This is a genomic window from Phenylobacterium sp. FG114, from assembly GCF_057809855.1.
Genome location: NZ_JBMDKU010000004.1, coordinates 34,604 through 57,547 on the forward strand (window position 1 = coordinate 34,604; position 22,944 = coordinate 57,547).

Below are 22,944 nucleotides of genomic sequence, written 5' to 3' on the forward strand. Positions count from 1 at the left end.
TGAAGATGAGTTGGGCGCGGTTCGCCGCGATGATCGCCACCTCGACCGTGGTGATGTTCTTTCTGATGTACCACCTCATCTACTCGCTGGATCACGCCACCTTCAGCCTCACTCGCCTGATCGCCGCCCTGATGATGGGGGCGGTGATGGCCGTGATCATGCTGGCCTATATGTGGTCCATGTATCCCGGCCGAACCGCGAAGGTTGGCGTGCTGCTGGCGGCCTCGGTGATGGCCCTCGGTCTTTTCGCCCTCAACCGTAGCCAGGCGCTGATTGGCGACGTCGCCTTCATGCAGGCGATGATCCCCCACCATTCCATCGCCATCAACAATGCCGAGAAGGCGAAGCTCTCCGATCCGCGCGTAAGGCGGTTGGCCGATGAGATCATCTCGGGGCAGGTTCGTGAAATCACCGAGATGAAGCTGCTGATCGCCGACATCGAAGCGCATGGCGAACGCGGTCAGGCCGCGCTGCCAGCCCGTCCGGCGCAGCTTACGCCCGACATGAAACCGCAGATCGATGAGGCGCTGAAGTAGCGGGATGAGCCGGCCCGGGCTCGGCCGCAGTGCGAAATCCGCTCGTTGCTCTCTGCGTGAGCGTCGCAGCATGCGCCGCGAAGTGTCAGCCGACCCACATCAGGCCCGCGCTCCGGTTGGCTGGATAGAACCTCCGGCCCGAGGTGTCTGCGCGCGGCCGCCGCCACTGGACGCGCGGTAGGAGGAGCCGCCGCCGCGCAGGCCCATGGCGACGGCGTTGCCGAAATCGGCCAGCCCGGCGCTGGCGCCGCCGGCGATGCCCGCGGCGATGGTTGGCGTCTGCAGGAAGAAGATCGCGCCGAGCAGGCAGAGAGCGATGAACATGAGCGCGCCAACGACCGGATCCTGGCCGTCAATCCGGCCCCATTGGTCGCCGACAACCGCCAGGACGAGTTGGAATATGGCGATGATCAGGGCGAACAGCACCAGATAGTTCACCGCCTGGCCGAGCCAGCCGAAGAAGTACCGGCGGCTAGCTTCGAACAGTGCGCAAGCAATGAAGGCGGGACCCAGCGCGACCAGCAGCGCCAATGCGACCTTCGCCAGGACAGCGATCCCGAACCCGAGAGCCGCCGCGAGCGCGCCAATCACGAAGACGGCCCCACTCACGAGCAGCGGGATCCAGTTCATCGGCGTCGCTTGTTTCGCGACCTTCTGTCCGAGGTAGGCGGCTCGTCCAAAGAACTGGTCAAATGCGGCGCCGGGGTCGCCGGAAGGCGTCCCGGCGATGGCGCGCGCGAGCGCATCTGGCAGGGCATGGAAGAGCGGTTGCGTCACCCACTCGCCGTAGGCGGAAGTGGTCGCTAGCATGACGATCAGGGCGAGCTTCAGGGACCGTATCGCGAAATCCATTACGGGCTCGGCGATGGCTCCGCGCAGTATGGCGAACCCGTAGAGAAGGACGTAGAGCACAAGGGCGGCGTGCAGCGGCCCCGAAACCGCAGCTCCCACTCTGTCGGCGCCCTCGTTGAGAAACTGGTCGAGCTTCCCGTCGATGAGGAGATAGGCTGGTCCGAACACGCGGAAGTCGCCGTCCATCACTCGAAGCTCTTCTTGAATTGCTCGAGGCGTCGGTTGGCCTGGACGGCGGCGAGCCCGGTCTGGGCGGCTTCGCATTCGCGGCCCCGGTGAGCTCCGCTGCGGCACTCTTCGACGATATTGGCCGCCTCTTCCGGGTGGGCTTCAAAATAGCTGGCGGCACGGGGCTCTGGCTGGCAGCCAGCGAGCAGCAACGCCAGCCACGCCAATCTACGGATCATTGAAATGACCGCCGAAACAGCGTGAGGCGAGCGTCCGCTTCCGCCTCTGCACGTTCACGATCCCGCTGTGCCTGAAGCCGGGTTTCAGCGTCCTGGGTCATGGCGAGTCCCTGCAGCCGCATCTGATCGTTGAGGCTCATCACCTGCTCAACCGAGAGGCGGGCCTGAAGGTCCATCACGGCGCGCGCGTTCGGAGCATTGTCGAGGGCGTCCAACAGGTCTTGCAAGCCGCGGAGGCGGTCGGCGCCGGCCTTCATCGTCGCTTGGCCCAGGGCGAGGTCGCGGGCGGCGCGGTCGCCGGAGCGTTCGAGGTCCTGACCGAGGAGGTCATCCGGCGCCGCCGAGTAGAGGCGGGTCTGGGCGCGGAGTTCGGCGGCCTTGCGGCCGATGTCGCCGAGGGCTCCGAAGTCGCCGCGCGCCGCCGAGAGGTACTTGTCCGCGTCGGGCACGAAGGCGCGCAGTTCGGGGGCCTTGAGGAGGCCGGCGAGCGCGCCGGCGCCCGACCCCGTGTTGAAGCCATCGTAGAGCTTCTTCGCCTCGGCGACCTGGGAGCGCAGTTCGTTGAGCTGATCGAGCGCGGTCGTCGCCTGCCGCAGCAGGCTCGCATAGCTGACCGGATCGTGGACGGTCAGCTGGGCGGCGGCCGGTGTGGCGGCGAGGGCCAGCCAGGCAGCGAGGGCGGCGGGAACGATCGTCTTCATGGCAACAGCCTCCGGGCGGCGTGGAAGGGAGCGGACCAGGCGTCGGGCGCGTCGCCGTGCTCGGCGCGGATGCGGTCCAGGAGGGCGACGGTGTCGGCGCGGCCCGAGAGCACGGCCAGGGCGTCGTCGAGGCCGTTGAGGTCGAGCTCGGCGACGACGGAATCCAGGCCCTGCTTGACGAGGAACCGATGCTGCGCCGGATCGAGCTCGTCGCGCACCAGCGCGAACTCCCGCTCCGTGAGGCCGAAGCCGTCGACATAGTCGCGGGCATGGGCGTGGGGGTTCGGCAGGAAGATCTGGGTGGCGCACTGTTCGACGATCGTGTGGGCGATCGGTGAGGCGAGGACGTCGGCCGGCGATTGGGTGCCCAACACCAGGAAGGCGTTTTGCTTGCGGAACGTCTTGAGCCCATCCTGCGCCAGGGCGCGGAAGGCCTCGTCCCCCAGGGCTTTCCAGAATTCGTCGACGTCGATGACGAGGCGCCGCCCGTCCACCAGGCCCTGCAGCCGATGGAAGAGGTACATCAGGATCGGCGTGCGGACCTCCGGCGTATCCAGCAGGTGGGTCATGTCGAAGCCGCAGAATCGGGCGTGGAGGCTGAGCGCGTCGGCGTCCCCGTCCAGCGCCCAGCCGAGGGCCTGGCCGCGCCGCCAGCGGTCGAGGCGGGCGCCGATGCCGCCGGCGTCCCTCTGGCCGAGCAGGGCGCGGAGCGCCGAAATCGAGCGTTGCGCGGGGGGCAGGGGGAGCAGGCCGGCCACGCCGGCGTCGATCGCCGCGTCTTCCTGCGCCGTGAGCGCCCGGTCCGCCGGCCGCACGAGCTGGCGCACCAGCGCGCCCAGGAAGGCGCGGTCGGGCGGCGTGTCGGAAAGCGCCTTGAGAGGAGCGAAGCCGGTGACCTCGCCGGGCTTCAGGGTGAGATAGGTCCCGCCGCAGGCGCGCACGAAGATCTCGGCGCCCCGATCCTTGTCGATGAACACCTGCTGGGCGCCAAACCGTTCGAGCTGGGCCAGCATGAAGTTCTGGACGACGGTCTTGCCCGAGCCGGAGGGCCCGCAGATGAAGGTGTGGCCGAGGTCGCCCACGTGGAAGCTGAAGGCGTAGGGCGATCCTGCGGATGTGCGCAGCGTCGTCACCGCCGGGCCCCAGTGATTGCCTTCCCTGCGACCCGTCGGATGGGTGTGGAAAGGCGCGAAGCCCGCGAAGTTGCGGCTGGTGATCGCGGCGGGTCGCAGGCGCATCTGGAAGTTGCCCGGGAACTGCGCCCAGAAGGCGGCTTCGAGCCCCAGGTCTTCGCGGGCCACGACCAGGCCGCTATCAGCGAGCATGGCGCGGGCGCGGGAGAGGTGGTCGGCTAGCGCGCGAGGCGAGTCGCCGCGCACGAGGACGGAGGCCTGGTGGTCGCCCATGACGAAGCGGTTGGAGGTCAGCGCGTCGAGCGCAGCGTCCAGCCCGTCTACCTGCGAGGCGGCGCGATCCTGCGCCGACAGCATCTGGTTCTGCTTGCGCGTCAGGATCGCCTGGGCGGAGGTCTTCGAGAGGAAGCTGAACGACTGCGAGACGACCAGCGAGAAGGGCGCGGAGAGCACGCCGTCCCAAAGGCCGGGCCGCGTGGAGGCGGGGTACTCCTTGATCCCCAGCAGGCCGGCGAAGTGGGCGGAGGCCACGTCCCGGATCTCGAGCGCTTCGCGCCCGAAGATCGCGCGCGCGGTGTAGATCGCCGCCCCCAGATGCCCGCGGACCAGCGGCACGCGCGCGGGTTCGCCGGTCATGACCAGACGCAGCATCTCCAGCGGCGCGGAAAAGACGAGCCCGTCCCGCTCATAGGTCGACAGCGGCCGCGCGCCGTAGCGCGCCAGGTGCTGGACGAGGTCCCGGCCAGCGTCCTCGAGCCGCCGCGTGGCGTCCTCGGTCGCGAGATCGACCTGGTTCGCCTTGAGGAGCCGGCCGACCCAGGCCTGGGTTCGGTCGGCGGCGTCCCGGCCGGGGTGCAGCACGAGCGTCAGGTAGAGGTCGTTGACGTACATCCGCTCGCGGCCGAGGCGCTCGCGATAGGCGGCGTCGAGCTCGCGCGCGAAGACCGAGCGGAAAGCGCCGCCGGCCGGGGGATCGGCGGGCCGCCGGACCAGGTGGTGCCATACGGCCAGGCGGTCGGAGGCCAGGTTGCGCCAGGCTCCGTTGAGCTTGGCATGCCGGTCGTTGAGGTCGCGGACGTCGGCCGTTTCGAAGCTCGCGCCGTCGAGGCGGAAGCAGAGCATCAAGGCGCCGGTGTCGAGGGCGACGACGCGCTCGTTCACATGACGCGCATAGGGGAGGGTGCGCGTGGGGTCGAGCTCGCGGCGCCGCGCGCGCGGCGGCGCGGCATGGTGGGCCAGGTCAGACATGGCGACGTCGCCGGACGGCGTCGCGCACGAGGGGCAGCGGGCTGGCGGAGCTGCCGCCCCACAGGCCGCTGTTGCGGGCCCGTCCCCGGGTCTCGAGCCACAGGTAGAGCACGCGGAAGGCGTTCGGATCGGCCTTGCAGATCGCCTGGAAGACGACGTGCAGCACCGGGGCGATGAGCAGGTAGAGGAGCGAGCCGCTCGCCAGGAAGGCGATGCACGAGACGATCAGGTTGACGCCCATCGCCTCAATCGGGACGCCGAGCACCAGCGCTGGACGGGTGCAGGCCAGGAACAGGACGTCGTCTTCAAGCCGTTCGGGGTTGGCGCGCATGTCAGCCCGCTCCGCCGCCGCCGCCGGTGATCAGGTCGACGATGGTCGACGCGCCAAAGATCACGATGATGCCGATGACCACGGTGCCGGCGCGGCGCAGGTCGATCTGGCCGAACATCCAGACGATGCCGGTGATGATCACCGCCAGAACCGCCAGTCCCCGGACGATGCCGCTGTTGAGCAGGTCGATGATGTTCTGAATGAAGCCGCCCAGGTCCCCGCCCACGGTCTGGGCGAAGGCGGGGCTGGCGGTCGAGGCTGCGGCGAGGGCCAGGACGGCCAGGCGCAGGGGGCGGCGCGATGAGGTCACGGCGTGGCTCCTGACGAGGTGAAGACGAAGCTGGCGGTCAGGCGCGCGCCACCGGCGCGGCCGAAGGCGTCCGACGGTCCAGGGGCCGGGGCCGCTGCGGCGACGGGGAGGGGCTGGCGATGGATGCGTTCCGGCTGAAGTCCCGCCTGGGCGGTGACCCGGGCGACGTAGCCGTTGGCGAACCCCCGCTCGGCGCGGCCGGTGTTGTAGTAGCTGAGAGCGACCCGCAGAGCGGCCTGACCCGGCCCGTGCCGCGCGGCGCCGCGGGCATAGCCCTCACGCAGCACACGGGCGCCAGCGGCCAGGTTGCGGCACGGGTCGAACGCCGCCTCCAGCGTCAGGCCGAGCCGCGGCAGGTTGCGGACGTTGATTTGCGCGAGCCCGAGGTCGAGGTCGTGGCCGGCCTGAAGAAGAGGGCGGGCCGTGGCGACCGCTTCGGCCGCCGAACGGGCGGATGGCCGGCGCGCCTTCGGCCCGTTGACCCCAATGGCGAAGGGATCGAGGGCGCTCTCGGCCCGAGCCACCGCCAGGAGGGTCGACGGCGCGACCCCTGGCGCGCACTGGGCGGCGAGGGCAAGGACCAGGTCGGGCGAGAGCGGCATGACGCCTCCTTTCCCGCAGGAGGCTGGTCGCGACGGCCGCGGCGCGCGAGGGCGTAACCTCTCCCTGCCCAAATCCGACCCAACTGGCGGTCGCGCCAGAATTTGGCGCGTTTGGCGCCGGGTCTGGCGCGGCGCACGACTTTAATGGTGGTCAGGTATTCCGGCGCGGAACCGCGCGGCGGCGCAAATAATTCGAGGGAGTCGCAAGCCGCGCCATAGGGCGGCGCGGACATCAAGGGTTGGCGTCATGCGTTCAGTTCACGAGCACCAGGCATCGGAGCTTTCCGAGCAGGATCAAGAGCGGCCGGTTTCGCTCTCTCCGCGTCAGATCGAGTGCCTCTATTGGGTTCAGCAGGGCAAGAGTTCACGCGATATCGCGGTGATCCTCGGGGTCTCGCATCGTATCGTCGAGCGGCACGTCTTCCGCGCCTGCCAGAAGCTCGGCGTCCGGACACGCCTGCAGGCGGTGATCCGGGCGCGGAGCCTGGGGATCATCGCCGACCCGCCGCGGACGAAGCCGCGCCTGGCCTAGCCGTCGTCCTCGTCGTCGTGCGCCCCCAGGCTCTCGTCGAACATCCACTGCTCGAGGTCCGAGTCGTACTTCTCGAACCGCCGGTCCAGCAGGTCGAAGCCGCGCGTATAGGTCAGCACCAGGGAGCGCGGATCCAGGCCGCGAAACGGCTGGGGCGACTTGCGGTAGGCGCGGCGCAGCGCCACCAGGAGGAAGGAGGCGGCGTTGTTGCGCGACGCGTCGAGGGCGAAGTCGACCGAGCCGAACTCCACCGCGAAGATGATGCCCCAGGGGTCCGCCTGGACGATCTCGGCGAAGCGGAAGATGGGGTCGTGCTGGACTCCGTAGTGGCCGGACTCCCACCGCTGATAGGTGCGCAGGCCCTTATTCATGAGCTTCGCGACTTCAGCGGATTTCAGCCCAGATCGCTTCCGGAAGATCTTCAGGACACGGGAAAGCGTCGCTCGCTGCGCAGCGGCATCCTGGTCACGCAACACATCCATGGCGGCCAATCGAACAACCTGAACTTGTTATATGTTGTTCATGCACTCCGCGTCTGTGTCAAAGTCGCGCTCGGAAATAGCTCGTGTCGAACCGTCACCAGGGCGGCGGGCGTCGAAAAGCAGATCGTCCCCAGCTTTCGGTGAAGCGACCCCACCGCCTGCCTTGGCAGCGGTCCATGCTCGGGCCTAGCTTCCGCACGGCTGGGCCGCCGCGGCGGCATTGGACTGAGAACGGCGCTGCGATGAGCACTGAAGACGAACTCGAGCGCGATCGCCGCGCCGCCGCCACCGAATGGGTGGCGAAGCTCAGCCGGACGAGCATCGACACCCACGAACTGCAGGCGTTCTTCGCCTGGCGCCGCGATCCCACGAACCGCCGCGTGTGGGACGCCATGGAGGCCGGCCGCAAGCGCGTCGACCGCTTCGTCGTCCGCCCCGAGACCGAGCGGTTCAGGGTGGTCGATATCTGGACCGGCGAAATCGCCGTGATCGCCATGACCCCGCAGCACAACATGTCCGAAGAGGACGCGCTGCATATGGCCAGGCTGCTCAACCGCAGCGTAAAAGAGGGCGATCGTTCGGTGCGACGGTAGAAACGTGCCGTATTCCGATAGACGTCGATTGATGATGTGGATCTACATCATCAATCCGCCAGCAAAAGATTCTGACGGTATGTCTGGCGGTTTCTCAAATCTGCGTGAATTCGCTTCTAGAACAATTTCAAAAACTTACCGTGCGGGTAGATAATCGAGTGGGAGTAGGGAGCGTGAAGCGCATCGTCCTCTCCAGCGACCACGCCGCCATCTCCCTGCGACTGGCCGCGGCCGCCCACGTCGCAGCGCAAGGCTGGGAGGTGGTCGACATCGGCCCCACCACGCCCGAGAGCACGCACTATCCCGAGCGTGGCGCGGAGGCGGCCCGGCGCGTCGCCTCGGGCGACTGCCGGTTCGGGATCGTCCTTTGCGGCACCGGCCAGGGGATCATGATGGCGGCCAACAAGGTGAAAGGTGTCCGCTGTGGCGTCTGCTCCGACACCTTCTCGGCCCGCATGATCCGGCAGCACAACGACGCCAACATGCTGGCCCTCGGAGCCCGCGTGGTGGGCGAAGGCCTTGCCCTCGATATCGTCGACGCCTTCCTGGCCGCCCCGTTCGATGGCGGCCGGCACGCGCTGCGGGTGGAGATGATCAAGGCCCTGGAAGGCTAGGGGCCTTTCGCGCCCCATTTCGGGTAGCGATGTTCGTGCAACAGCGGCGCAGGTTGTCGCACGGCCAGCGATTCTTAAGGCTCAATTAGGCCTGTCCGACGGAAGTCCTCCTCGCACAAACGCAGCAGGAACGACCTCCCCATGATCGCCTTTTCCAGGGCCTCCGCCGATGCGGGCCCGGCGCTTGACGCTCTCAATCGCTCGCTGGCGATGATCGAGTTCGCGCCGGATGGGACCATCCTCACGGCCAACGCCAACTTCTGCCAGGTGCTCGGCTACCAGCTCGCCGAGATCAAGGGCCGTCACCACAGCCTGTTCGTCGATCCGGAGGAGGTGGCCAGCCCCGCCTACGCCGAGTTCTGGGCCAAGCTGGGCCGCGGCGATTTCGACACGCGCGAGTACCGCCGCCTCGGCAAGGGCGGTCGCGAGGTCTGGATCCAGGCCTCCTACAACCCCGTGCGCGACCGACAGGGGCGGGTGGCGAAGGTGGTCAAGGTGGCTTCCGATATCACCGCCCAGAAGCTGCGCGCCCTCGACGCCCAGGCGCGGATCGAAGCCCTGTCCCGCGCGCAGGCGATCATCGAGTTCGACATCGACGGCCGCATCCTCGGCGCCAATGAGAATTTCCTGACCACGCTCGGCTATGCGCTCGATGAGATCGTCGGCAAGTATCACCGTATGTTCGTTCGGCCCGAGGAGGCCCAGGCCCCCGAGTACGCCGCTTTCTGGGCTCGCCTGAACGCCGGCGAATTCGTCGCCGCGGAATTCCGACGGATCGGCAAGGGTGGCCGCGAGGTCTGGATCCAGGCCTCTTACAATCCGGTCTTTGATCTGAAGGGCCGCGTCACCAAAGTCGTCAAGTTCGCCACCGACGTGACGCCGCGCGTGCAGGCGGTCAACGAGATCGGCGAGGGGCTGTCGCAGCTTGCCTCGAACAACCTCACCCACACGATCGATACGGTCTTCGACCCGACGTTCGAAGCCTTGCGTCGTGACTACAACACCACCGCCGGGGCGCTGCGCACGGCCATGGCCGGCATCGCGGGCGTGACTCACGCGGTCAGTTCCGGCGCGGACGAGATCTCTCGCGCGTCCGACGACCTTTCGCGGCGCACCGAGCAGCAGGCCGCCAGCCTGGAGGAGACCGCTGCGGCGCTTGACCAGATCACCGCTGCGGTCCGGCGCAGCGCCGAGGGCGCCCGCGCCGCCAACGGTGCGGCGTCTGCGGCGCGCCAGGACGCCACCAGCTCAGGCGAAGTGATGCGCGAAGGCATTCAGGCGATGTCTGAGATCGAGGCCAGTTCGCGCCAGATCACCCAGATCATCGGCGTGATCGATGAGATCGCCTTCCAGACCAACCTGCTGGCGCTCAACGCCGGCGTCGAGGCCGCGCGAGCGGGTGAGGCGGGCCGCGGCTTCGCCGTGGTTGCTTCCGAGGTGCGCGCGCTGGCCCAACGCTCGGCCGAGGCGGCACGGGAGATCAAGGCCCTGATCAACGCCAGTTCCCGGCAGGTCGAACGAGGCGTCCAATTGGTCGGTCAGACCGGCGAGGCGCTGGGCGCCATCGTGAACAAGGTCGCCGAAATCGACCGCCTCATCGCGGAGATCGCCCTGTCGGCCCAGGAACAGGCGACCGGGCTCGGCGAGGTGAACACGGCCGTGAACCAGATGGACCAGGTCACCCAGCAGAACGCCGCCATGGTGGAGGAGGCCACGGCCGCCGCGGGGCAGCTCCGTCGCGAAGCGGCCGATCTGCAAGACCTCGTCGGCCAGTTCGACGCCGGTGTCGTGACCGAGCGCCGTCCGGTCGGGCGGACAGCGGCGCCCGACCCGGTCCGCGCGCCGGCCGCAGCGCCTCGTCGCCTCATGGTGGTGGGCGCCGGCGCCTCTGACGGCTGGGACGAGTTTTGACGGCCTGACTTCGGTCGGAGGGTCTTATTCCTCGAAGGTGGGTCGGCGCGTGGCCCGGAAGGCGGCGATGCCCTCGGCGGCGTCGCGTCCACCGGACAGCCGCGCGATCTCACGGCCTTCCAGGTCGGTCTGCGCCCGGAAGGTCCGCTCATAGGTAGTGGCCAGAAGGTGTTTGATCGCCTTGTGGGCCTGGCCTGGACCATCGGCCAGCCGCTGGGCCATGTCTTCCGCGCGGAGGCGAAGCTCGGCAGCGGGCGCGACCCCGGTGATGAGGCCCCATTCCAGCGCCTCCGCTGCGGCGAGGCGTCGGTTGGTGAACATCAGGTCTTGGGTGCGGCGCAGCCCGATCAGGCGCGGCAGCAGATAGGTCGAACCGCCATCGGCCGACAGGCCCACCGAGGTGTAGGCGAGGGTGAAGTGCGCCGGCTCGGCCGCCAGCACGATATCCCCGCACAGCGCGAGACCCACGCCGGCGCCCGCCGCCGGTCCTTGCACCGCCACCACCACCGGCGCGGCCATGGTCATCAGACCCTCCTGGGCCGCGTGGAACTCGGCTGCGAGCGCCGCCAGATGTTCAGGACGGAGCGAGCCCTTGGCGTCAAACTCGACCAGATCGCCGCCGACACAGAACGCAGCGCCCTCCGAGCGGAGGAGCACGGCCCTGACGGCGGGCGCTGTGGCGCAGGACGCGACGGCGGCGCGGAGCGCCCGCGCGGTGTCGAGGTCGATGGCGTTCCCCTTGTCGGGTCTCGCGAGCACGATGTGGAAGACGGCGCCGTGGCGCTCCAGCTGGACGGTCGGAGGTCCGGTGCGATTCATCACAGGGCCACCCGCAGACGACTTTCGGCCACGGTGACGGCCGCACCGCCGACCCTGACCCGATCCGCGGCCAGCCGGCCGCGCAACTCCGCGCCGCGGCCGGGGGAGACCTGATGGAAGCGGATCTGACCCGGTCCCAGCCGAGGCGCGAGCAGAGGGGTCAGGATCGCATGGAAGGAGCCCGTCGCGGCGTCCTCAGGGATTCCGTATCCGGGGGCGAAGAACCGGTCGATGACATGAAAGCCGCTCGAAGGCGCAGCGAGCGCCGCCACGCCGACATTGCCCTGTCCGCCACGCGCCATCGAGATCTCCATCAGCCCTGGCAGGTCGGGGCGAAGGCGCGGGATCACCTCGGGGTCATCGAAGAGGGCGACCAGATACGGAGCTTCCCACACCTCAGCGGGCTGGGCGCCCAGCGCGCGAGCCAGGCCGGACGGCGTCGGGATGCGCCGAAACGGGGGTAGGGGCAGCGAGAGTTCGTAACCGTCGGACTGAGCCTCGGCCATGAGCGGTCCCGAGGCGGTGTCGAACGTGAACGCCCCGGCAGCCGACCCGATCTCGCGGACCAGCGCATGCGCCGCCGCCAACGTCGCGTGACCGCAAAGCGGGACCTCGGTCGCCGCAGTGAACCAGCGCAGGCCGAAGCGGTCCGGAACCTGGGTCCTGCGAAGGAAGGCGGTTGCGCCGGCGGCATTCTCGGTGGCGAGCCGCTGCATCCAGTCGTCCGACGGCCAGGCGTCCATGGGTTCGACCACGCAGGCGGCGTTGCCCCGGAAGGGTCGGGACGTGAAGGCGTCGATGGTCCACTGGCGCATGGAAGCTCTCTCGGCGAATTGGCGGGTCAAGGCGGCGGCAGAGCGCCGAGCACTTCCGTGATGGCGCGCGTCACCGCGTCCGGAGCGTCGAGCTGAATGTAATGGGTCGTCGCTGGAACGACGCGATGCTTGCCGGACCGCGAGAGACGCGCCGTCTCCTCGTGCAGCGCGACCCCCGCGGCCTGTCCGGCTGCATCGAGCGGGTCGCGCGGGTCATAGAGGCCGTGGGTCAGAACGATCATGGGCTTGCGGCCTAGGGCTCCCGGCCGAAAGAGATCGCGGTAGACCGCGTCGGCGCGTTCGCCGGCGTAGACACTGTTGAGGATCTCCGAGGCTTGCGCCTGCTGGTATGCGGCGGTCACCTGGATCTGGGCCCGAGCTGCCGCAATCTCGGGGCCGAGGGGCCTCCGCACCGGGTCGGTGCAGCGGCGGTACATCGGCGAGGCCGCCTCCAGCGGCGCTTCCGCGGCAGCGGCCGCGCAGCGGGTGTAGCGCTCGGTCAGCCAGGCGAAGAGCGTCAGGTCCGCGAGTTCGGACCGCGCCGCGATCGAGGCGCCGAAGCGCTTGCGAAGCATCGCGCGGGCCCGCTCAGGAGTGCGCTCTTCGGAGGGATCGACCAACACGAGCCCGGCCACCTCGTCTGGATAGATGGCCGCGTAGAGCTTCACATTGAAGCCACCTAAGGAGTGCCCGACCACCACCAGGGGCGTCTGGAGCTTCGCCGCGGCGACGAGGGCGTGCAGGTCCTGGGCGATCTCGACGGGCGTCCGGGGCAGGGGCGCCGGATCGCTGTGACCGAGGCCCGCCCGGTCGTATGCGCAGGCGCGCGCCTGGGTGGCTATGGCCGGCTGCACCAACGCCCACACGTCCGACCAGTCGCTGCCACCGGCGTCGAACAGAACCGTTCGAGGCCCCGAGCCCATACAGAACAGGTTGAGGCGGCGGCCTCGCACATCGATGGCCTCGTGGGCTCGCGCATAGTCGTGGCCGAGTTCCGGCGCCAGGTCGCCCGTCCGGGCGCTGCTGGGCAGCGTGATGATCGCGGCGAGGGCGGCCAGCACGCCCGCCCGGATCATTGGTTTTGCTCCCGCGTCGCCGACGGCCCGGGTCGAAGGCGCTCGCGGAAGAAGGCCAGGATTTCGTCGCGCGCCAGACGGGTCGGCTGACCGGCCTCGTCGACAAGGTCGACCGTGACCACGCTGTGAGGCGTGCCGACGAACTTCTGGAAGAAGGGCGGCCTTGGTCCAGGGTTCGCCGCTTCGTCCGGGAGCACCTTGGCCACGAAGCGATCGCCCAGCACCCGCCGATAGGCCGCGAAGCGTTCGGCGCGACAGAAGGCGTCGCCCGCGAACCGATAGGCCAGAACGGTGAGATCCTCCCGCTCGAGACGTGCGTTCACGGCGGCGAGATCGTCCGGCGAGATCTCCAGGCCTCCCGGCTCATCGAGCGGCAGCGACGGCTGGGAGAGAACAGGTGCGAGGACCGCCGGCTCGAGCATCATGGTCAGCGCGAAATTGCCGGTGAAGCACATGCCGATGGCGCCGACCCCGGGCCCTCCGCAAGCTTCGTGAGCATGGCGCGCCTGCGCTCGCAGCCACTGGGTCACGGGACTGGAGCCGCCGGCGCCGAAGGCGCGGAACTCCGCGCTCACGCAGGCATGGCGAAAGACCCCCGCGGCGGTGTCCGCGTCTGGCACGGCGCCGTCGCAACCGAACAGCGAGGGCATGAAGACGGTGAAGCCCGCGTCCCGCACCCAGCGCGCGAAACGGGCCACGTGCGGACTGATCCCCGGCATCTCGGCCATCACGATGACCGCCGGACCATGGCCGCTCACGTATACCCGCTTGGTCACGTCCAGCAGGGTGATCTCCTCGGCCACGAAGTCGGTCAGTGCGTCGTCCTGCAAAAGGTTGTCGGTCATCCGGACCCTCCAACATCCATGGCCAAGTTGCCCCGGACGCGCTAAGCGGCGAAGTGTCAGAAACGACATTGATCGGGTGATTTCAGACATGGTGACGATCGAGGTCATGGTCTTGAAGGGGGCCTCGCCTTCCAGCGTCGCGATCAGCTGCGAGCTGCTCGAAACGGCAAACCGCGTACGCGCGACGGCGAAGCGCTCGCCGGCCTTTGCGGTGCGCCTATCGGGATCGGGCGCCCGCGCCGCCCGCGTCATGTTCGGTTCCACCCTCGAAAGCCGAGACGCGGGACCCGCGGACGTCGTGGTCGTGCCGGGCCTGTCGCTGGCGGACGAGCGCGCCATGACGGAAGGTCTGGCGAGGAAGGACGTTTCGACCGCCCGCCAGCAGATCGTCGACGCCTATCGGAACGGAGCCGAGATCGCGAGTTCCTGCTCGGCCGTTTTCCTGACCGCCTCGGCCGGTCTCCTGGACGGGCGGCGCGCCACGACGTCGTGGTGGCTGACGCCGCTGTTCCGGCGCATGTTTCCGGCCGTCAACCTCGAGAGCGACGCCATGGTGATCACGGATGGCCGCGTGACCACGGCGGGTGCGGCGATGGCGCAGATGGACCTCATGCTCTCGGTGATCGCCCGGCACGGCGACGCGGCGCTGGCGGAGCGGTGCGCCCGCTACATGCTGCTCGAGGCGCGCGCCTCGCAGGCGCGCTACATGGCGATCTCGTTCCTTAGCGGGGCGGACGAGCGGATCTCGCGGACCGAGCGGTGGCTGGCCGAGCGGCTGGACGAAAACATCTCGGTCGCGGCCATGGCGTCCGCGGCGGGCCTCGCGCCCCGCACTTTCGCCCGGCGGCTCGAACGCATCACCGGCCTTTCGCCGGTCCGCTTCCTGCAGCGTCTGCGGGTGGAACGCGCCATCGAGCTCCTGGAAACGACCCGTCTTTCGTTCGATCAGATTGCGGCCCGCGTCGGCTACGCCGAGCCCTCGGCGCTGCGCCGACTCCTCCGCCGGAACGGTGCGCCCGGGGCCCGCGAGATTCGCAGCGCTCTTTAGCGACCCCGCCGCTGGGCCCCCTGGACTCCCCTCAGGTCAAGGCGCGGACCTTCGCTCCGCGCTCAGTCGACGCACGAGGAGTCCGTCATGTCGTTTCCGCTGCCCAACATCTCCACCGATCTGACCGGCCAGGTGGCCCTGGTCACCGGCGCCTCGTCCGGCCTCGGCTACCGCTTCGCCAAGGTGTTGGCGAGCCAAGGGGCCAAGGTGGCCATCGCGGCGCGCCGCCTTGACAAGCTGGAGGCCCTGGCTGGCGAGATCCGCGCCGCCGGCGGGACCGCGCTGCCGATCGCGATGGATGCAACCGACGCCGACCAACTCGTCGCGGCGGTCGCCAAGGCCGAGGCGGAACTCGGCCTCGTGACTATCCTGGTCAATAACGCCGGCATCCCCGACGCCCAGCGCGCCCACAAGATGTCACTGGAGCTGATAGACCGGGTGCTCGACATCAATGTCCGCGCGCCGTTCGTCCTGGCCTGTGAGGTCGCCCGCCGGCTGATCGCCGCCGAGCGACCCGGCCGCATCGTCAACATCGCTTCGGTCGCCGCCTTCAGCTACGGGGGCGGTGGGGCCGCGCTCTACTCGGTCAGCAAGGCGGCCGTCGCCCGTTCCGCCGAGGTGCTGGCGGTCGAGTGGGCGCGTTACAACATCAACGTGAACGCCATCGCGCCCGGGGCCTTCGCCTCGGAAATGATGGACGGCATGCTGAGTCGCGTCGGCGACATGACGGAGCACTTTCCCCGGAAGCGCCTGGGCGACCCGGCCCAGCTCGACTCGACGCTGCTCTACTTGGTCGGCCCGGCGTCCGAGACCGTCACCGGCACGGTCATCCGCGTGGACGACGGGCAGGGCGGCCGTTAGACGCGGGGTCTTGCGCCGCCCTTGAACGGGGCCAGATGAACGGCCCCATGAAGACGCCCACCGTCGCCAGTCTCAAGAAGGTGAACGCCGAGAACCTCGCACGGCTCGGCGCCGAGCGGCTCGCCGCCATCGTGGCCGACGCGGCCGAGACGCGGCCCGATCTCAAGCGGCGCCTGCGGATGGAGCTGGCCGCGGCGCAGGGATCCGAGCACCTGGCCCTGGAGCTCGACAAACGGCTGACCACCCTGGAGGGTAGCCGATCCAAGGTCTCCTGGCGCAAGCGGCCGAGCTTCGTCGCCGACCTCGAGGCGCTGCGCATCCTGATCGCCGAGCGGCTGGCCGAACTGGATCCCGTCGCCGCCCTGGCCCGGATGTGGCCGTTCATGCAGCTGGCGCGTCGTCTGGGGACCCGGGTGCGCGACAAGGACGGCGGCGTCGCGGCCGTCTTCGAGCGGGCCGCGGCGGACGTCGGCCGGCTTCTGGCGGAACGCCACGACTCGCGGGCGATCGATGGTCTCGTCGACGCCATCGCCGACAATCCCGCCGCCTGGACCGCTTGGCTTCCCGCCGCGCTGGCCTCGGCGCCGAAGCCCGCCCTGGAGATGCTGCTGGCCCGGCTGCGGGAGCGGCAGGGCGGAACGCCCGGCTGGGCGGCGGTCCTGCGCCAGGTGGCCGACGCCGCGGGAGATGTCGACGCTTTCCTGACCACCCTGACGGCCCAGGCCGCGCGCACGCCGGCCATCGCCGCCGAGGCCGCCCGCCGCCTGCTGGCCGCCGGGCGGGTCGATGAGGCCGGCCGTCTGCTCCAGGCGGCCACCAAAACCGCCGAGCCCGATTTCGACTGGGAGAGCGCCTGGATCGACTACCTCGACGCGGCAGGGCAGGGCGAGGCGGCGCAGGCGGCCCGCTGGTCCTCCTTCGAGCGCACGCTCTCGGCCGAGCGGCTCCGGGCCTTCGCGCGGCGCCTGCCGGACTTCGAGGATGTCGAAGCCGAACACCGCGCCTTCGAGCACGCCGCTCGCGACCTGGATCTGCGACGCGCCCTGGCCTTCCTGATGGAATGGCCGGCCTTGCCGGAGGCCGCGACCCTGATCCAGGCCCGCGCGGACGACCTTCAGATCTCGCCTGAACAGGCCGAGCTATGGGCTGGCAAGCTGCGCGCCCGCCAGCCCAACGCCGCCCACACGCTGCTGCGTAAGACCGCGGCGGCCGCCTTTCGCCGCCGCGACTTCGCCACGTGCGACCGCCTCACTCAGGAGGCGGACACCATAGAGCTGCGCTGAGGCCTATGCCGTCGCGCGGACCGGCAGTTTCCAGTTCGGCCGGATGAAGTGGCAGGTGTAGCCGTTCGGAATTCGCTCCAGGTAGTCCTGGTGCTCGGGTTCGGCTTCCCAGAACGGGCCGGCGGCGGTCACCTCGGTCACCACCTTGCCCGGCCACAGGCCCGAAGCGTCGACGTCGGCGATCGTGTCCAGCGCCACGCGCTTCTGCTCGTCGCTGAGGTAGAAGATCGCCGAGCGGTAGCTGGTCCCGATGTCGTTGCCCTGGCGGTTCACCGTCGTCGGGTCGTGGATCTGGAAGAAGAACTCCAGGATCTGGCGGTACGAGATCACCGCCGGGTCAAAGACGATCTCGATCGCCTCGGCGTGGGTGCCGTGGTTGCGGTAGGTGGCGTTGGGCACGTCGCCGCCGGAATAGCCGACGCGGGTGGCCAGCACGCCCGGATAGCGGCGCAGCAGGTCCTGCACGCCCCAGAAGCAGCCTCCGGCCAGGATGGCGGTTTCGGTCTTGGCGGTCATGGGCGCGCTCCTTCGGAAATGGACCCCGCTAAGATAGGCGTTCGCCCGGCTATTTGTAGAAGTTCTCGGGCGCCATCGCGCCGTTCTCGGCCAGCCGCTGCATCAGGGCCTCGTAGAGCGCCGCGTCGTATCCCGGCGCGCCGGGTTCGCCCGCGTCGAGGTTGAGGTCCGCCGCCAGCGCCCGACGCTCCTCGTCCGTCGCATCGAGGTGCAGCAGGGTCAGCAGACCGTCCAGCGACCGTCGCCATTCGTCGCCCAGGCCCTCCCGCTCGGCCCGCGCCGACAACACGGCGGCCAGGTCGGACGGCGGCGCCATGGCGGTCCGCTCGATGGGCGGCGACTGGTGGCCGTGGGCGGACGCGGCTCCGGCCCAGTCGCGCGGGGCCAGGCCGTTGTCGCCGTGGAAGATGCGTTCGATGATCCGGTGCGTGAGGCTCATGTCGGCTCCTGAGCGCGGGAAACCCGCGCCTTGAAGCCCGGTTCCGCCCAAGCCGCCTTGGCATCGCTCAAATCGCGCGGCATGGAACGCCATGATCCGTGGCAAGCACGTCGTCTACCTGGCGCTCCAGCCCCCGCCCGAAGCGGCCGCGGAGGCGCTGGCCCGCCTCGACGCCCATCCGCTGCGCCGGCGCCTCTCCGCGAAGCCGATCCCGCACGCGCGCCTCCATGTCTCGCTGTTCGGCATCGGCGAGTTCAAGCGCCCGCCAACGCCCGTGTTCGACAAGGTCATGGACGCTGTGGCCGAAGTCGCGACCCGCCGCTTCATGGTCGAGTTCAACCGCCTGGGAACTTGGACCCGCGCCGAGCCGCCCCGTCCGATCGTGCTCTGGGGCGACGAGGGCGTCATCGGCGTGGGCGGGCTCTACTCCGACATCCACCGCGCCCTGCGCCGTGTCGAGATGGCGCCGCGCCGCGAGCCGGCCTTCGAGCCGCACATGACCCTGATCTACGACAAGGTCGAGCTACCCGAAACGCCCGTCGAACCCGTTCGCTGGACCGTCGACGAGTTCGTCCTGATCCACGCCGTCCACGGGGAGGGGCGCTTCGACGTGGTCGGCCGCGTGCCCCTCAGCGGCTGAGCTTCACCGGCTTCTCCAGCTGCCAGATGGCTTCGCCCATCTCGTCCAGCTTCTTGCCCAGCAGGGCCTGGGCGTCCGCCAGCCCCTGATTGTAGAAGTAGGGCCCGAGGTGCTCGGTGACGAAGTCGGTGAGGAACACCGCGTCGAATCCGGTCACTTCCAGGTCCAGCTCGTCCTTGAGATAGCGGCTGAGCGCCTTGGCCAGGGCGTCGCGGGTCTCTTTCGGCAGCTCGATCTTGGACATCTGGAGGACCTCGATGGCGACGACGCTCTACGGCATCCGCAACTGCGACACGATGAAGAAGGCCTGGACCTTCCTCGATGGCGCCGGCGTCGCCTACCACTTCCACGACTATAAGAAGGCCGGCCTCGACCGCGCCACCCTGGAGGGCTGGGTGCGCCAGGTCGGCTGGGAGGTGCTGCTCAACCGCGCCGGGACCACCTTCAAGAAGCTGCCCGACGCTGACAAGGCCGGGATTGACGAGGGCAAGGCCATAGCGCTCATGCTGGCCCAGCCGTCCATGATCAAGCGCCCGGTGCTCGCGCACGGCGACAAGCTCTACGTCGGCTTCAAGCCCGAGACCTACGCTCAGCTGAGCAATTGAGCTGGGGGCTGCATCCGATGAGGCCCGCGGAGGCGACTAGGGGCAAGGAGCGCGCCGGAGACGGCTTCGGGGCGCTCGCGGGAGCCCCTTTGCGATGGAACACTTCTTCTACAGCTTCTGGTGGCTGGTCTTCCCGATCGGCTTCTTCATCGCCATGTCGTTCGACCGCTGGCTGGCCTACAGGAAGAGCCAGGATCGCCTGCAGATCCTCCGCAGCTACACCGACGCCGGCAAGGATCCGCCGCCAGAGCTGATCAAGGCGCTGGCGCGCGACGAGGACGAGGACGACGCGGATTCGGCGTACGCGCCCTACGACCGCTACGGCCGCTATCCCCGCCGCTACTATCGCCGCTACTGGCGCCACGGGCCGTACTGGGCCTGGCGCACGGCCGTCATCACCGGCTGCGTCGCCGCCGGCTTCTGGCTGGCGTCGGAATACGCCGACCTTCCGGGCATCGACTGGCCCTTCCGCCTCGTCGCGATCATCATGACCTGCGTGGCGGCGGGGCATCTGGTGGTGGCGATCTTCTCCACGGCCTTCCGGAGCCGATGAGCCCGGAGAACCTTGACGAGGTTCTGGTCGAAGCGGCCCAGGCCGGCTCGACCGGCGCCTTCGCGCGGCTGGTGGAGCGCCACCAGCAGGCCCTGCGCGCCTTTCTGCGGCGCACCTGCGGGAACTGGACCCAGGCCGACGACCTGGCGCAGGAGACCTTCCTCTCCGCCTGGGAGCGGATCGACAAGCTGGAGGCCGGCGCCAGCGTGCGCGCCTGGCTCTGCGGGATCGGGTACAACAAGCACCTTACGGCGTTGCGCTCGGCCGGCCGCAGCCGCGCGCGAGAGGCAGCCTACGAGGCCGAAAAACCGCCATCAAGCGGGGCCATGGCTGACGAGCGGCTGACGCTCGAGGCCGCCATGGCCGAGCTTCCGTCGGACCAGCGCGCCTGTGTCGCGTTGTGCCTGGCGGCGGATTTCAGCCACGCGGAGGCCGCCGATGCGCTCGGCCTGCCGCTGGGCACGGTGAAGTCGCATGTCACGCGGGGCCGCGCGCGGCTCCTCGAAGCGTTGGGAGGTTCGGATGACCGAAGCTGACGATCGGCTGAAGGCGCTGTTCGTCGAGGACGAGCCGCCCGTGCGCGATCCTGTCTTCTCGACGGCGGTGATGGAGGAACTGGCGCGCCGACGTTTCGTGGGCGATGTGGCCCTGGCGGCGGCGGTGGCGGTGGCCGGCGGCTTCGCCCTCTGGCTCGCATGGCCCGGGCTGCAGCCCGCCTTGCCCGCCCTGGCCCACGGCCTGGCCCCGCTAGGAGCCTGCGCGACCCTGGCCGTCGCCGCGGTGATGCTGCTGGACGGCCGCATCCCGATGCCGCGGCGGAATCATGGATAAGGTTTCATCCTCGCTGTTGCATCTGCGGACGGGGCGCCGGGTCTCTTAAGGGTCAGAGGCGGGCCATTCCCGTCCATGACTTGGAGAGGAGAAAACAGAATGGATGAGGTTCTCATCCCCCTCGCGTTCTTCGCGATGATCGCGGCGATCTTCATCGCCCCGCGGTATTTCAAGAGCCAGGAACGCCAGAAGATGGCCGAGACGCTCCGTGTCGCCATCGAGAAGGGCCAGCCCCTGCCGCCGGAAGTGGTCGACGCCATGTCGAGCAACGTCCGCAACCCGGGCCTGCCGCCTTCGCCCCAGCGCGACCTTCGCACCGGCATCATCTGGCTGGGCGTGGGCGTGGGCTTCGCCGCCCTGGGCCTGGTGATCAGCTTCGAGGAGCCGGACGCCCTGTTCCCGTGCCTGGGCCTGGCCAGCTTCCCCACCTTCATCGGCCTGGCGTTCATCGCCCTCGGCCTCCTGAACAAGAAGCAGCCCTGAGGGCACCTGGGGGACGATGCCCATGTCGGGCGCCACAACATCGAGCTTCGCAAGCTTCCACGACGTCGAGCTCTGCTCGTACGCCGCGGCCGGCGAGCGGCGCGCCTTCGGAGAGCTGGTGCGTCGTCATGGCTCCAGCGTACGCTACCTGCTGCGCCGGATGGGCGCCCAGGCGGCCGAGTCCGACGACGTGGCCCAGGACGCGTTCCTGGCGGCGTTTGAGCGGATCGCCGAGTTCCGGGGGGAGGGGACCTTCGCGGGCTGGGTGAAGAAGATCGCGGCGCGGCAGTACCTGCGCCGCCTGCAACGCGAGAAGCGCCTCAGCGCGCTGGCGGCCGAGGGCGGCGCCGAGGAAGCCGACGCCAGCGCCGGCGATGCGGACCACCGGATCGACCTGGACGAGGCCCTGCGCGGCCTGTCGGCGGCCGAACGGCTGTGCGTGTCCATGTGCTACGGCGCGGGCCTCTCGCACGGCGAGGCGGCGGACGCCTTGAATCTGCCGCTTGGAACGGTCAAGTCCCATGTCAAACGTGGTCTGGAGAAGCTCCGAGCGCGACTGGCGCCCAATGGAGCGACGACTGATGGTGCGGTTCTTGAGGGGAGGCGTGGCAATGGCTGAGATCGATTTCGAACGACGGCTTGAACGCCTCTTCGCCGACGCGCCCGAGCTGCCGGACGCGGCGGCTTTCACCGTACGGATCGAGGGCCGGCTGAACCGCGGGTGGACCACCCGCCGCTGGCTGCTGGGGGCCGCGGGCCTGGCCGGCGGCGTCATCGGCGCCAGCCAGCTCCTGATGTCCAACCTGTTCCAGCGCGTGGAATCCGCCGAGCAATCGGCCCGCGTCCTGGGCCAGGGCCTTGCGCGCGTGACGCCCACCACCGACATGGTGTCGGCGCTCTCCGGAGGCTATGGACTTTGGATCGCCGTCGGCGTCGCGGTCCTGACCATGGGCTTCGCCGTGGTGCGGGTGTTCGAGGAGCTCTAGTTTGTCCAGTCATCGCCAGGAGACGGTCCGACGCCTGACCGCGCCGGATATCGCCGCGCGCAAGGGCGGCGTCCCCATTGTCTGCCTGACCGCCTACACGGCTCCGGTCGCCGAGATCCTCGACGATCACTGCGATCTGCTGCTGGTGGGCGACAGCGTGGGCATGGTGGTTCACGGCCTGCCGAACACCGTCGGCGTCACCCTCGACATGATGATCCTGCACGGCCAGGCGGTCATGCGTGGCTCGCGCAAGGCCATGGTGGTCGTGGACCTGCCGTTCGGCTCGTACGAAGGCGCGCCCGAGGTGGCCTATGCCAACGCCGCCCGCGTGATGAAGGAGACCGGCTGCAGCGCCGTGAAGGTCGAGGCCGGGCCGGCCGTGGTCGAAAACGTCGAATACCTCGTCAAGCGCGGGATCCCCGTCGTCGGCCACGTGGGTCTGCGGCCCCAGGCGGTGATGGTGGACGGTGGCTTCAAGGCCAAGGGCAAGGCCGATCACGAGCGCCGCCGCATCCTGGACGAGGCGCGCGCCACGGCCGAGGCCGGCGCGTTCTGCGTCGTGGTCGAAGGCGTCGCCGAGGGCCTCGCCCGAGAGATCACCCAGGCCATCGAGGTCCCCACCATCGGCATCGGCGCCTCCGCCGGCTGCGATGGCCAGATCCTGGTCACCGACGACATGCTGGGCCTGTTCGACTGGACCCCGAAGTTCGTCCGTCGCTATGGCGACCTCCGCAAGGAGATCACCAAGTCCGTCGCCGCCTACGCCGACGACGTCCGCCAGCGCCGCTTTCCCGGCCCCGCCGAAATCTACTTCGCCAAGGCGGGGTAGGGAGGACCTCCTCCCTCATTCCGCTCGGGCATAGCCCACACTTGAGGCGCAGGGCGGGCCGCT

32 protein-coding genes are annotated in these 22,944 nt (G+C 69.3%); 17 read left to right on the forward strand and 15 right to left on the reverse strand.

Features of this window, described 5'->3' with window-relative positions:
* Positions 1 to 65 precede the first annotated feature (65 nt).
* Entirely contained in the window at positions 66 to 536 is a 471-nt protein-coding gene (locus ACODSY_RS07635; protein WP_488951121.1) for a DUF305 domain-containing protein, read from the forward strand.
* A 99-nt stretch (positions 537 to 635) separates the two neighbouring features.
* On the opposite strand, the gene ACODSY_RS07640 is transcribed toward ACODSY_RS07635, so the two are convergent.
* From ACODSY_RS07640 to ACODSY_RS07670, 7 genes are read right to left on the reverse strand one after another with little or no spacing between them, the layout of a single operon-like run.
* A complete protein-coding gene (locus tag ACODSY_RS07640; RefSeq protein ID WP_488951122.1) occupies positions 636 to 1,574 on the reverse strand; it encodes a TrbL/VirB6 family protein in 939 nt (312 codons plus the stop codon).
* Positions 1,574 to 1,783 (reverse strand): EexN family lipoprotein, encoded by a 210-nt coding sequence (locus ACODSY_RS07645; protein WP_488951123.1) that lies wholly within the window; start codon positions 1,781 to 1,783, stop codon positions 1,574 to 1,576. The genes ACODSY_RS07640 and ACODSY_RS07645 overlap by 1 nt, the downstream gene beginning before the upstream one ends.
* Before the next feature lie 8 nt (positions 1,784 to 1,791).
* Positions 1,792 to 2,496, reverse strand: a complete 705-nt coding sequence (locus tag ACODSY_RS07650) for a TrbJ/VirB5 family protein (RefSeq protein ID WP_488951124.1) — start codon at positions 2,494 to 2,496, stop codon at positions 1,792 to 1,794.
* Positions 2,493 to 4,877: a VirB4 family type IV secretion/conjugal transfer ATPase gene (locus tag ACODSY_RS07655; protein WP_488951125.1), complete on the reverse strand. Its 2,385-nt coding sequence runs from the start codon at positions 4,875 to 4,877 to the stop codon at positions 2,493 to 2,495. Before ACODSY_RS07655 ends, ACODSY_RS07650 begins: the two co-directional genes overlap by 4 nt.
* Positions 4,870 to 5,208, reverse strand: coding sequence for a VirB3 family type IV secretion system protein (locus ACODSY_RS07660; protein ID WP_488951126.1), 339 nt, complete (start codon positions 5,206 to 5,208; stop codon positions 4,870 to 4,872). The genes ACODSY_RS07655 and ACODSY_RS07660 overlap by 8 nt, the downstream gene beginning before the upstream one ends.
* Position 5,209: 1 nt before the next feature.
* Positions 5,210 to 5,518 carry a TrbC/VirB2 family protein gene (locus ACODSY_RS07665; protein ID WP_488951127.1) on the reverse strand — a complete coding sequence of 103 codons (309 nt, stop codon included), beginning with the start codon at positions 5,516 to 5,518 and terminating at the stop codon, positions 5,210 to 5,212.
* Positions 5,515 to 6,120, reverse strand: a complete 606-nt coding sequence (locus ACODSY_RS07670) for a lytic transglycosylase domain-containing protein (RefSeq protein WP_488951128.1) — start codon at positions 6,118 to 6,120, stop codon at positions 5,515 to 5,517. Before ACODSY_RS07670 ends, ACODSY_RS07665 begins: the two co-directional genes overlap by 4 nt.
* 247 nt (positions 6,121 to 6,367) lie before the next feature.
* Here ACODSY_RS07670 and ACODSY_RS07675 point away from each other — a divergent pair, with 247 nt between their 5' ends.
* Positions 6,368 to 6,652, forward strand: a complete 285-nt coding sequence (locus ACODSY_RS07675) for a helix-turn-helix domain-containing protein (protein WP_488951129.1) — start codon at positions 6,368 to 6,370, stop codon at positions 6,650 to 6,652.
* Here ACODSY_RS07675 and ACODSY_RS07680 read toward each other — a convergent pair.
* Positions 6,649 to 7,023: a hypothetical protein gene (locus tag ACODSY_RS07680; RefSeq protein ID WP_488951130.1), complete on the reverse strand. Its 375-nt coding sequence runs from the start codon at positions 7,021 to 7,023 to the stop codon at positions 6,649 to 6,651. The two genes, ACODSY_RS07675 and ACODSY_RS07680, sit on opposite strands and share 4 nt — an antisense overlap.
* 353 nt (positions 7,024 to 7,376) lie before the next feature.
* Here ACODSY_RS07680 and ACODSY_RS07685 point away from each other — a divergent pair, with 353 nt between their 5' ends.
* From ACODSY_RS07685 to ACODSY_RS07695, 3 genes are all read left to right on the forward strand, one after another.
* A complete protein-coding gene (locus tag ACODSY_RS07685; protein WP_488951131.1) occupies positions 7,377 to 7,727 on the forward strand; it encodes a hypothetical protein in 351 nt (116 codons plus the stop codon).
* 173 nt (positions 7,728 to 7,900) lie between these two features.
* Positions 7,901 to 8,341 (forward strand): ribose 5-phosphate isomerase B, encoded by a 441-nt coding sequence (rpiB, locus tag ACODSY_RS07690; protein WP_488951132.1) that lies wholly within the window; start codon positions 7,901 to 7,903, stop codon positions 8,339 to 8,341.
* Between the two features lie 141 nt (positions 8,342 to 8,482).
* Complete coding sequence (locus ACODSY_RS07695) at positions 8,483 to 10,252, forward strand: methyl-accepting chemotaxis protein (protein WP_488951133.1); 1,770 nt, start codon at positions 8,483 to 8,485, stop codon at positions 10,250 to 10,252.
* 24 nt (positions 10,253 to 10,276) lie between these two features.
* On the opposite strand, the gene ACODSY_RS07700 is transcribed toward ACODSY_RS07695, so the two are convergent.
* The 4 genes from ACODSY_RS07700 to ACODSY_RS07715 are packed head-to-tail and all read right to left on the reverse strand — an operon-like array spanning position 10,277 to position 13,807.
* Positions 10,277 to 11,071 (reverse strand): enoyl-CoA hydratase/isomerase family protein, encoded by a 795-nt coding sequence (locus ACODSY_RS07700; RefSeq protein ID WP_488951134.1) that lies wholly within the window; start codon positions 11,069 to 11,071, stop codon positions 10,277 to 10,279.
* Positions 11,071 to 11,886 carry a PhzF family phenazine biosynthesis protein gene (locus ACODSY_RS07705; RefSeq protein ID WP_488951135.1) on the reverse strand — a complete coding sequence of 272 codons (816 nt, stop codon included), beginning with the start codon at positions 11,884 to 11,886 and terminating at the stop codon, positions 11,071 to 11,073. Before ACODSY_RS07705 ends, ACODSY_RS07700 begins: the two co-directional genes overlap by 1 nt.
* A 26-nt stretch (positions 11,887 to 11,912) precedes the next feature.
* Positions 11,913 to 12,962 carry an alpha/beta hydrolase gene (locus tag ACODSY_RS07710; RefSeq protein ID WP_488951136.1) on the reverse strand — a complete coding sequence of 350 codons (1,050 nt, stop codon included), beginning with the start codon at positions 12,960 to 12,962 and terminating at the stop codon, positions 11,913 to 11,915.
* A complete protein-coding gene (locus tag ACODSY_RS07715; RefSeq protein ID WP_488951137.1) occupies positions 12,959 to 13,807 on the reverse strand; it encodes a dienelactone hydrolase family protein in 849 nt (282 codons plus the stop codon). The genes ACODSY_RS07710 and ACODSY_RS07715 overlap by 4 nt, the downstream gene beginning before the upstream one ends.
* Positions 13,808 to 13,895: 88 nt before the next feature.
* Between ACODSY_RS07715 and ACODSY_RS07720 the strand changes: the two genes are divergently transcribed.
* The 3 genes from ACODSY_RS07720 (at position 13,896) to ACODSY_RS07730 (ending at position 16,999) form a co-directional block, all read left to right on the forward strand.
* Complete coding sequence (locus ACODSY_RS07720; protein WP_488951138.1) at positions 13,896 to 14,855, forward strand: GlxA family transcriptional regulator; 960 nt, start codon at positions 13,896 to 13,898, stop codon at positions 14,853 to 14,855.
* A gap of 87 nt (positions 14,856 to 14,942) precedes the next feature.
* Positions 14,943 to 15,716, forward strand: a complete 774-nt coding sequence (locus ACODSY_RS07725) for an SDR family NAD(P)-dependent oxidoreductase (RefSeq protein WP_488951139.1) — start codon at positions 14,943 to 14,945, stop codon at positions 15,714 to 15,716.
* A 47-nt stretch (positions 15,717 to 15,763) separates the two neighbouring features.
* Positions 15,764 to 16,999, forward strand: coding sequence for a DUF6880 family protein (locus tag ACODSY_RS07730; protein ID WP_488951140.1), 1,236 nt, complete (start codon positions 15,764 to 15,766; stop codon positions 16,997 to 16,999).
* Between the two features lie 3 nt (positions 17,000 to 17,002).
* Here the strand turns inward: ACODSY_RS07730 and msrA are convergent, their stop codons facing one another.
* Both msrA and ACODSY_RS07740 read right to left on the reverse strand, forming a co-directional pair.
* Positions 17,003 to 17,515, reverse strand: coding sequence for a peptide-methionine (S)-S-oxide reductase MsrA (msrA, locus tag ACODSY_RS07735; protein ID WP_488951141.1), 513 nt, complete (start codon positions 17,513 to 17,515; stop codon positions 17,003 to 17,005).
* Between the two features lie 49 nt (positions 17,516 to 17,564).
* Positions 17,565 to 17,954 (reverse strand): DUF3597 family protein, encoded by a 390-nt coding sequence (locus tag ACODSY_RS07740; RefSeq protein WP_488951142.1) that lies wholly within the window; start codon positions 17,952 to 17,954, stop codon positions 17,565 to 17,567.
* Between the two features lie 91 nt (positions 17,955 to 18,045).
* Between ACODSY_RS07740 and ACODSY_RS07745 the strand changes: the two genes are divergently transcribed.
* Complete coding sequence (locus tag ACODSY_RS07745; protein WP_488951143.1) at positions 18,046 to 18,594, forward strand: 2'-5' RNA ligase family protein; 549 nt, start codon at positions 18,046 to 18,048, stop codon at positions 18,592 to 18,594.
* Here ACODSY_RS07745 and ACODSY_RS07750 read toward each other — a convergent pair.
* Complete coding sequence (locus ACODSY_RS07750) at positions 18,584 to 18,838, reverse strand: DUF2164 domain-containing protein (protein WP_488951144.1); 255 nt, start codon at positions 18,836 to 18,838, stop codon at positions 18,584 to 18,586. The two genes, ACODSY_RS07745 and ACODSY_RS07750, sit on opposite strands and share 11 nt — an antisense overlap.
* A gap of 13 nt (positions 18,839 to 18,851) precedes the next feature.
* Between ACODSY_RS07750 and ACODSY_RS07755 the strand changes: the two genes are divergently transcribed.
* The 8 genes from ACODSY_RS07755 (at position 18,852) to panB (ending at position 22,881) form a co-directional block, all read left to right on the forward strand.
* On the forward strand, positions 18,852 to 19,199 hold the full coding sequence (locus ACODSY_RS07755; protein WP_488951145.1) for an ArsC family reductase: 348 nt from the start codon (positions 18,852 to 18,854) through the stop codon (positions 19,197 to 19,199).
* Between the two features lie 94 nt (positions 19,200 to 19,293).
* Positions 19,294 to 19,752 carry a hypothetical protein gene (locus tag ACODSY_RS07760; RefSeq protein ID WP_488951146.1) on the forward strand — a complete coding sequence of 153 codons (459 nt, stop codon included), beginning with the start codon at positions 19,294 to 19,296 and terminating at the stop codon, positions 19,750 to 19,752.
* Positions 19,749 to 20,288, forward strand: a complete 540-nt coding sequence (locus tag ACODSY_RS07765) for an RNA polymerase sigma factor (protein WP_488951147.1) — start codon at positions 19,749 to 19,751, stop codon at positions 20,286 to 20,288. The genes ACODSY_RS07760 and ACODSY_RS07765 overlap by 4 nt, the downstream gene beginning before the upstream one ends.
* Positions 20,275 to 20,583 (forward strand): hypothetical protein, encoded by a 309-nt coding sequence (locus ACODSY_RS07770; RefSeq protein ID WP_488951148.1) that lies wholly within the window; start codon positions 20,275 to 20,277, stop codon positions 20,581 to 20,583. Before ACODSY_RS07765 ends, ACODSY_RS07770 begins: the two co-directional genes overlap by 14 nt.
* Positions 20,584 to 20,682: 99 nt before the next feature.
* Entirely contained in the window at positions 20,683 to 21,066 is a 384-nt protein-coding gene (locus tag ACODSY_RS07775; protein ID WP_488951149.1) for a DUF6249 domain-containing protein, read from the forward strand.
* Between the two features lie 22 nt (positions 21,067 to 21,088).
* Positions 21,089 to 21,685, forward strand: a complete 597-nt coding sequence (locus tag ACODSY_RS07780; RefSeq protein ID WP_488951150.1) for an RNA polymerase sigma factor — start codon at positions 21,089 to 21,091, stop codon at positions 21,683 to 21,685.
* Positions 21,678 to 22,052, forward strand: a complete 375-nt coding sequence (locus tag ACODSY_RS07785; protein WP_488951151.1) for a hypothetical protein — start codon at positions 21,678 to 21,680, stop codon at positions 22,050 to 22,052. The genes ACODSY_RS07780 and ACODSY_RS07785 overlap by 8 nt, the downstream gene beginning before the upstream one ends.
* 1 nt (position 22,053) lies before the next feature.
* On the forward strand, positions 22,054 to 22,881 hold the full coding sequence (panB, locus tag ACODSY_RS07790) for a 3-methyl-2-oxobutanoate hydroxymethyltransferase (RefSeq protein ID WP_488951152.1): 828 nt from the start codon (positions 22,054 to 22,056) through the stop codon (positions 22,879 to 22,881).
* Positions 22,882 to 22,944: the final 63 nt, after the last annotated feature.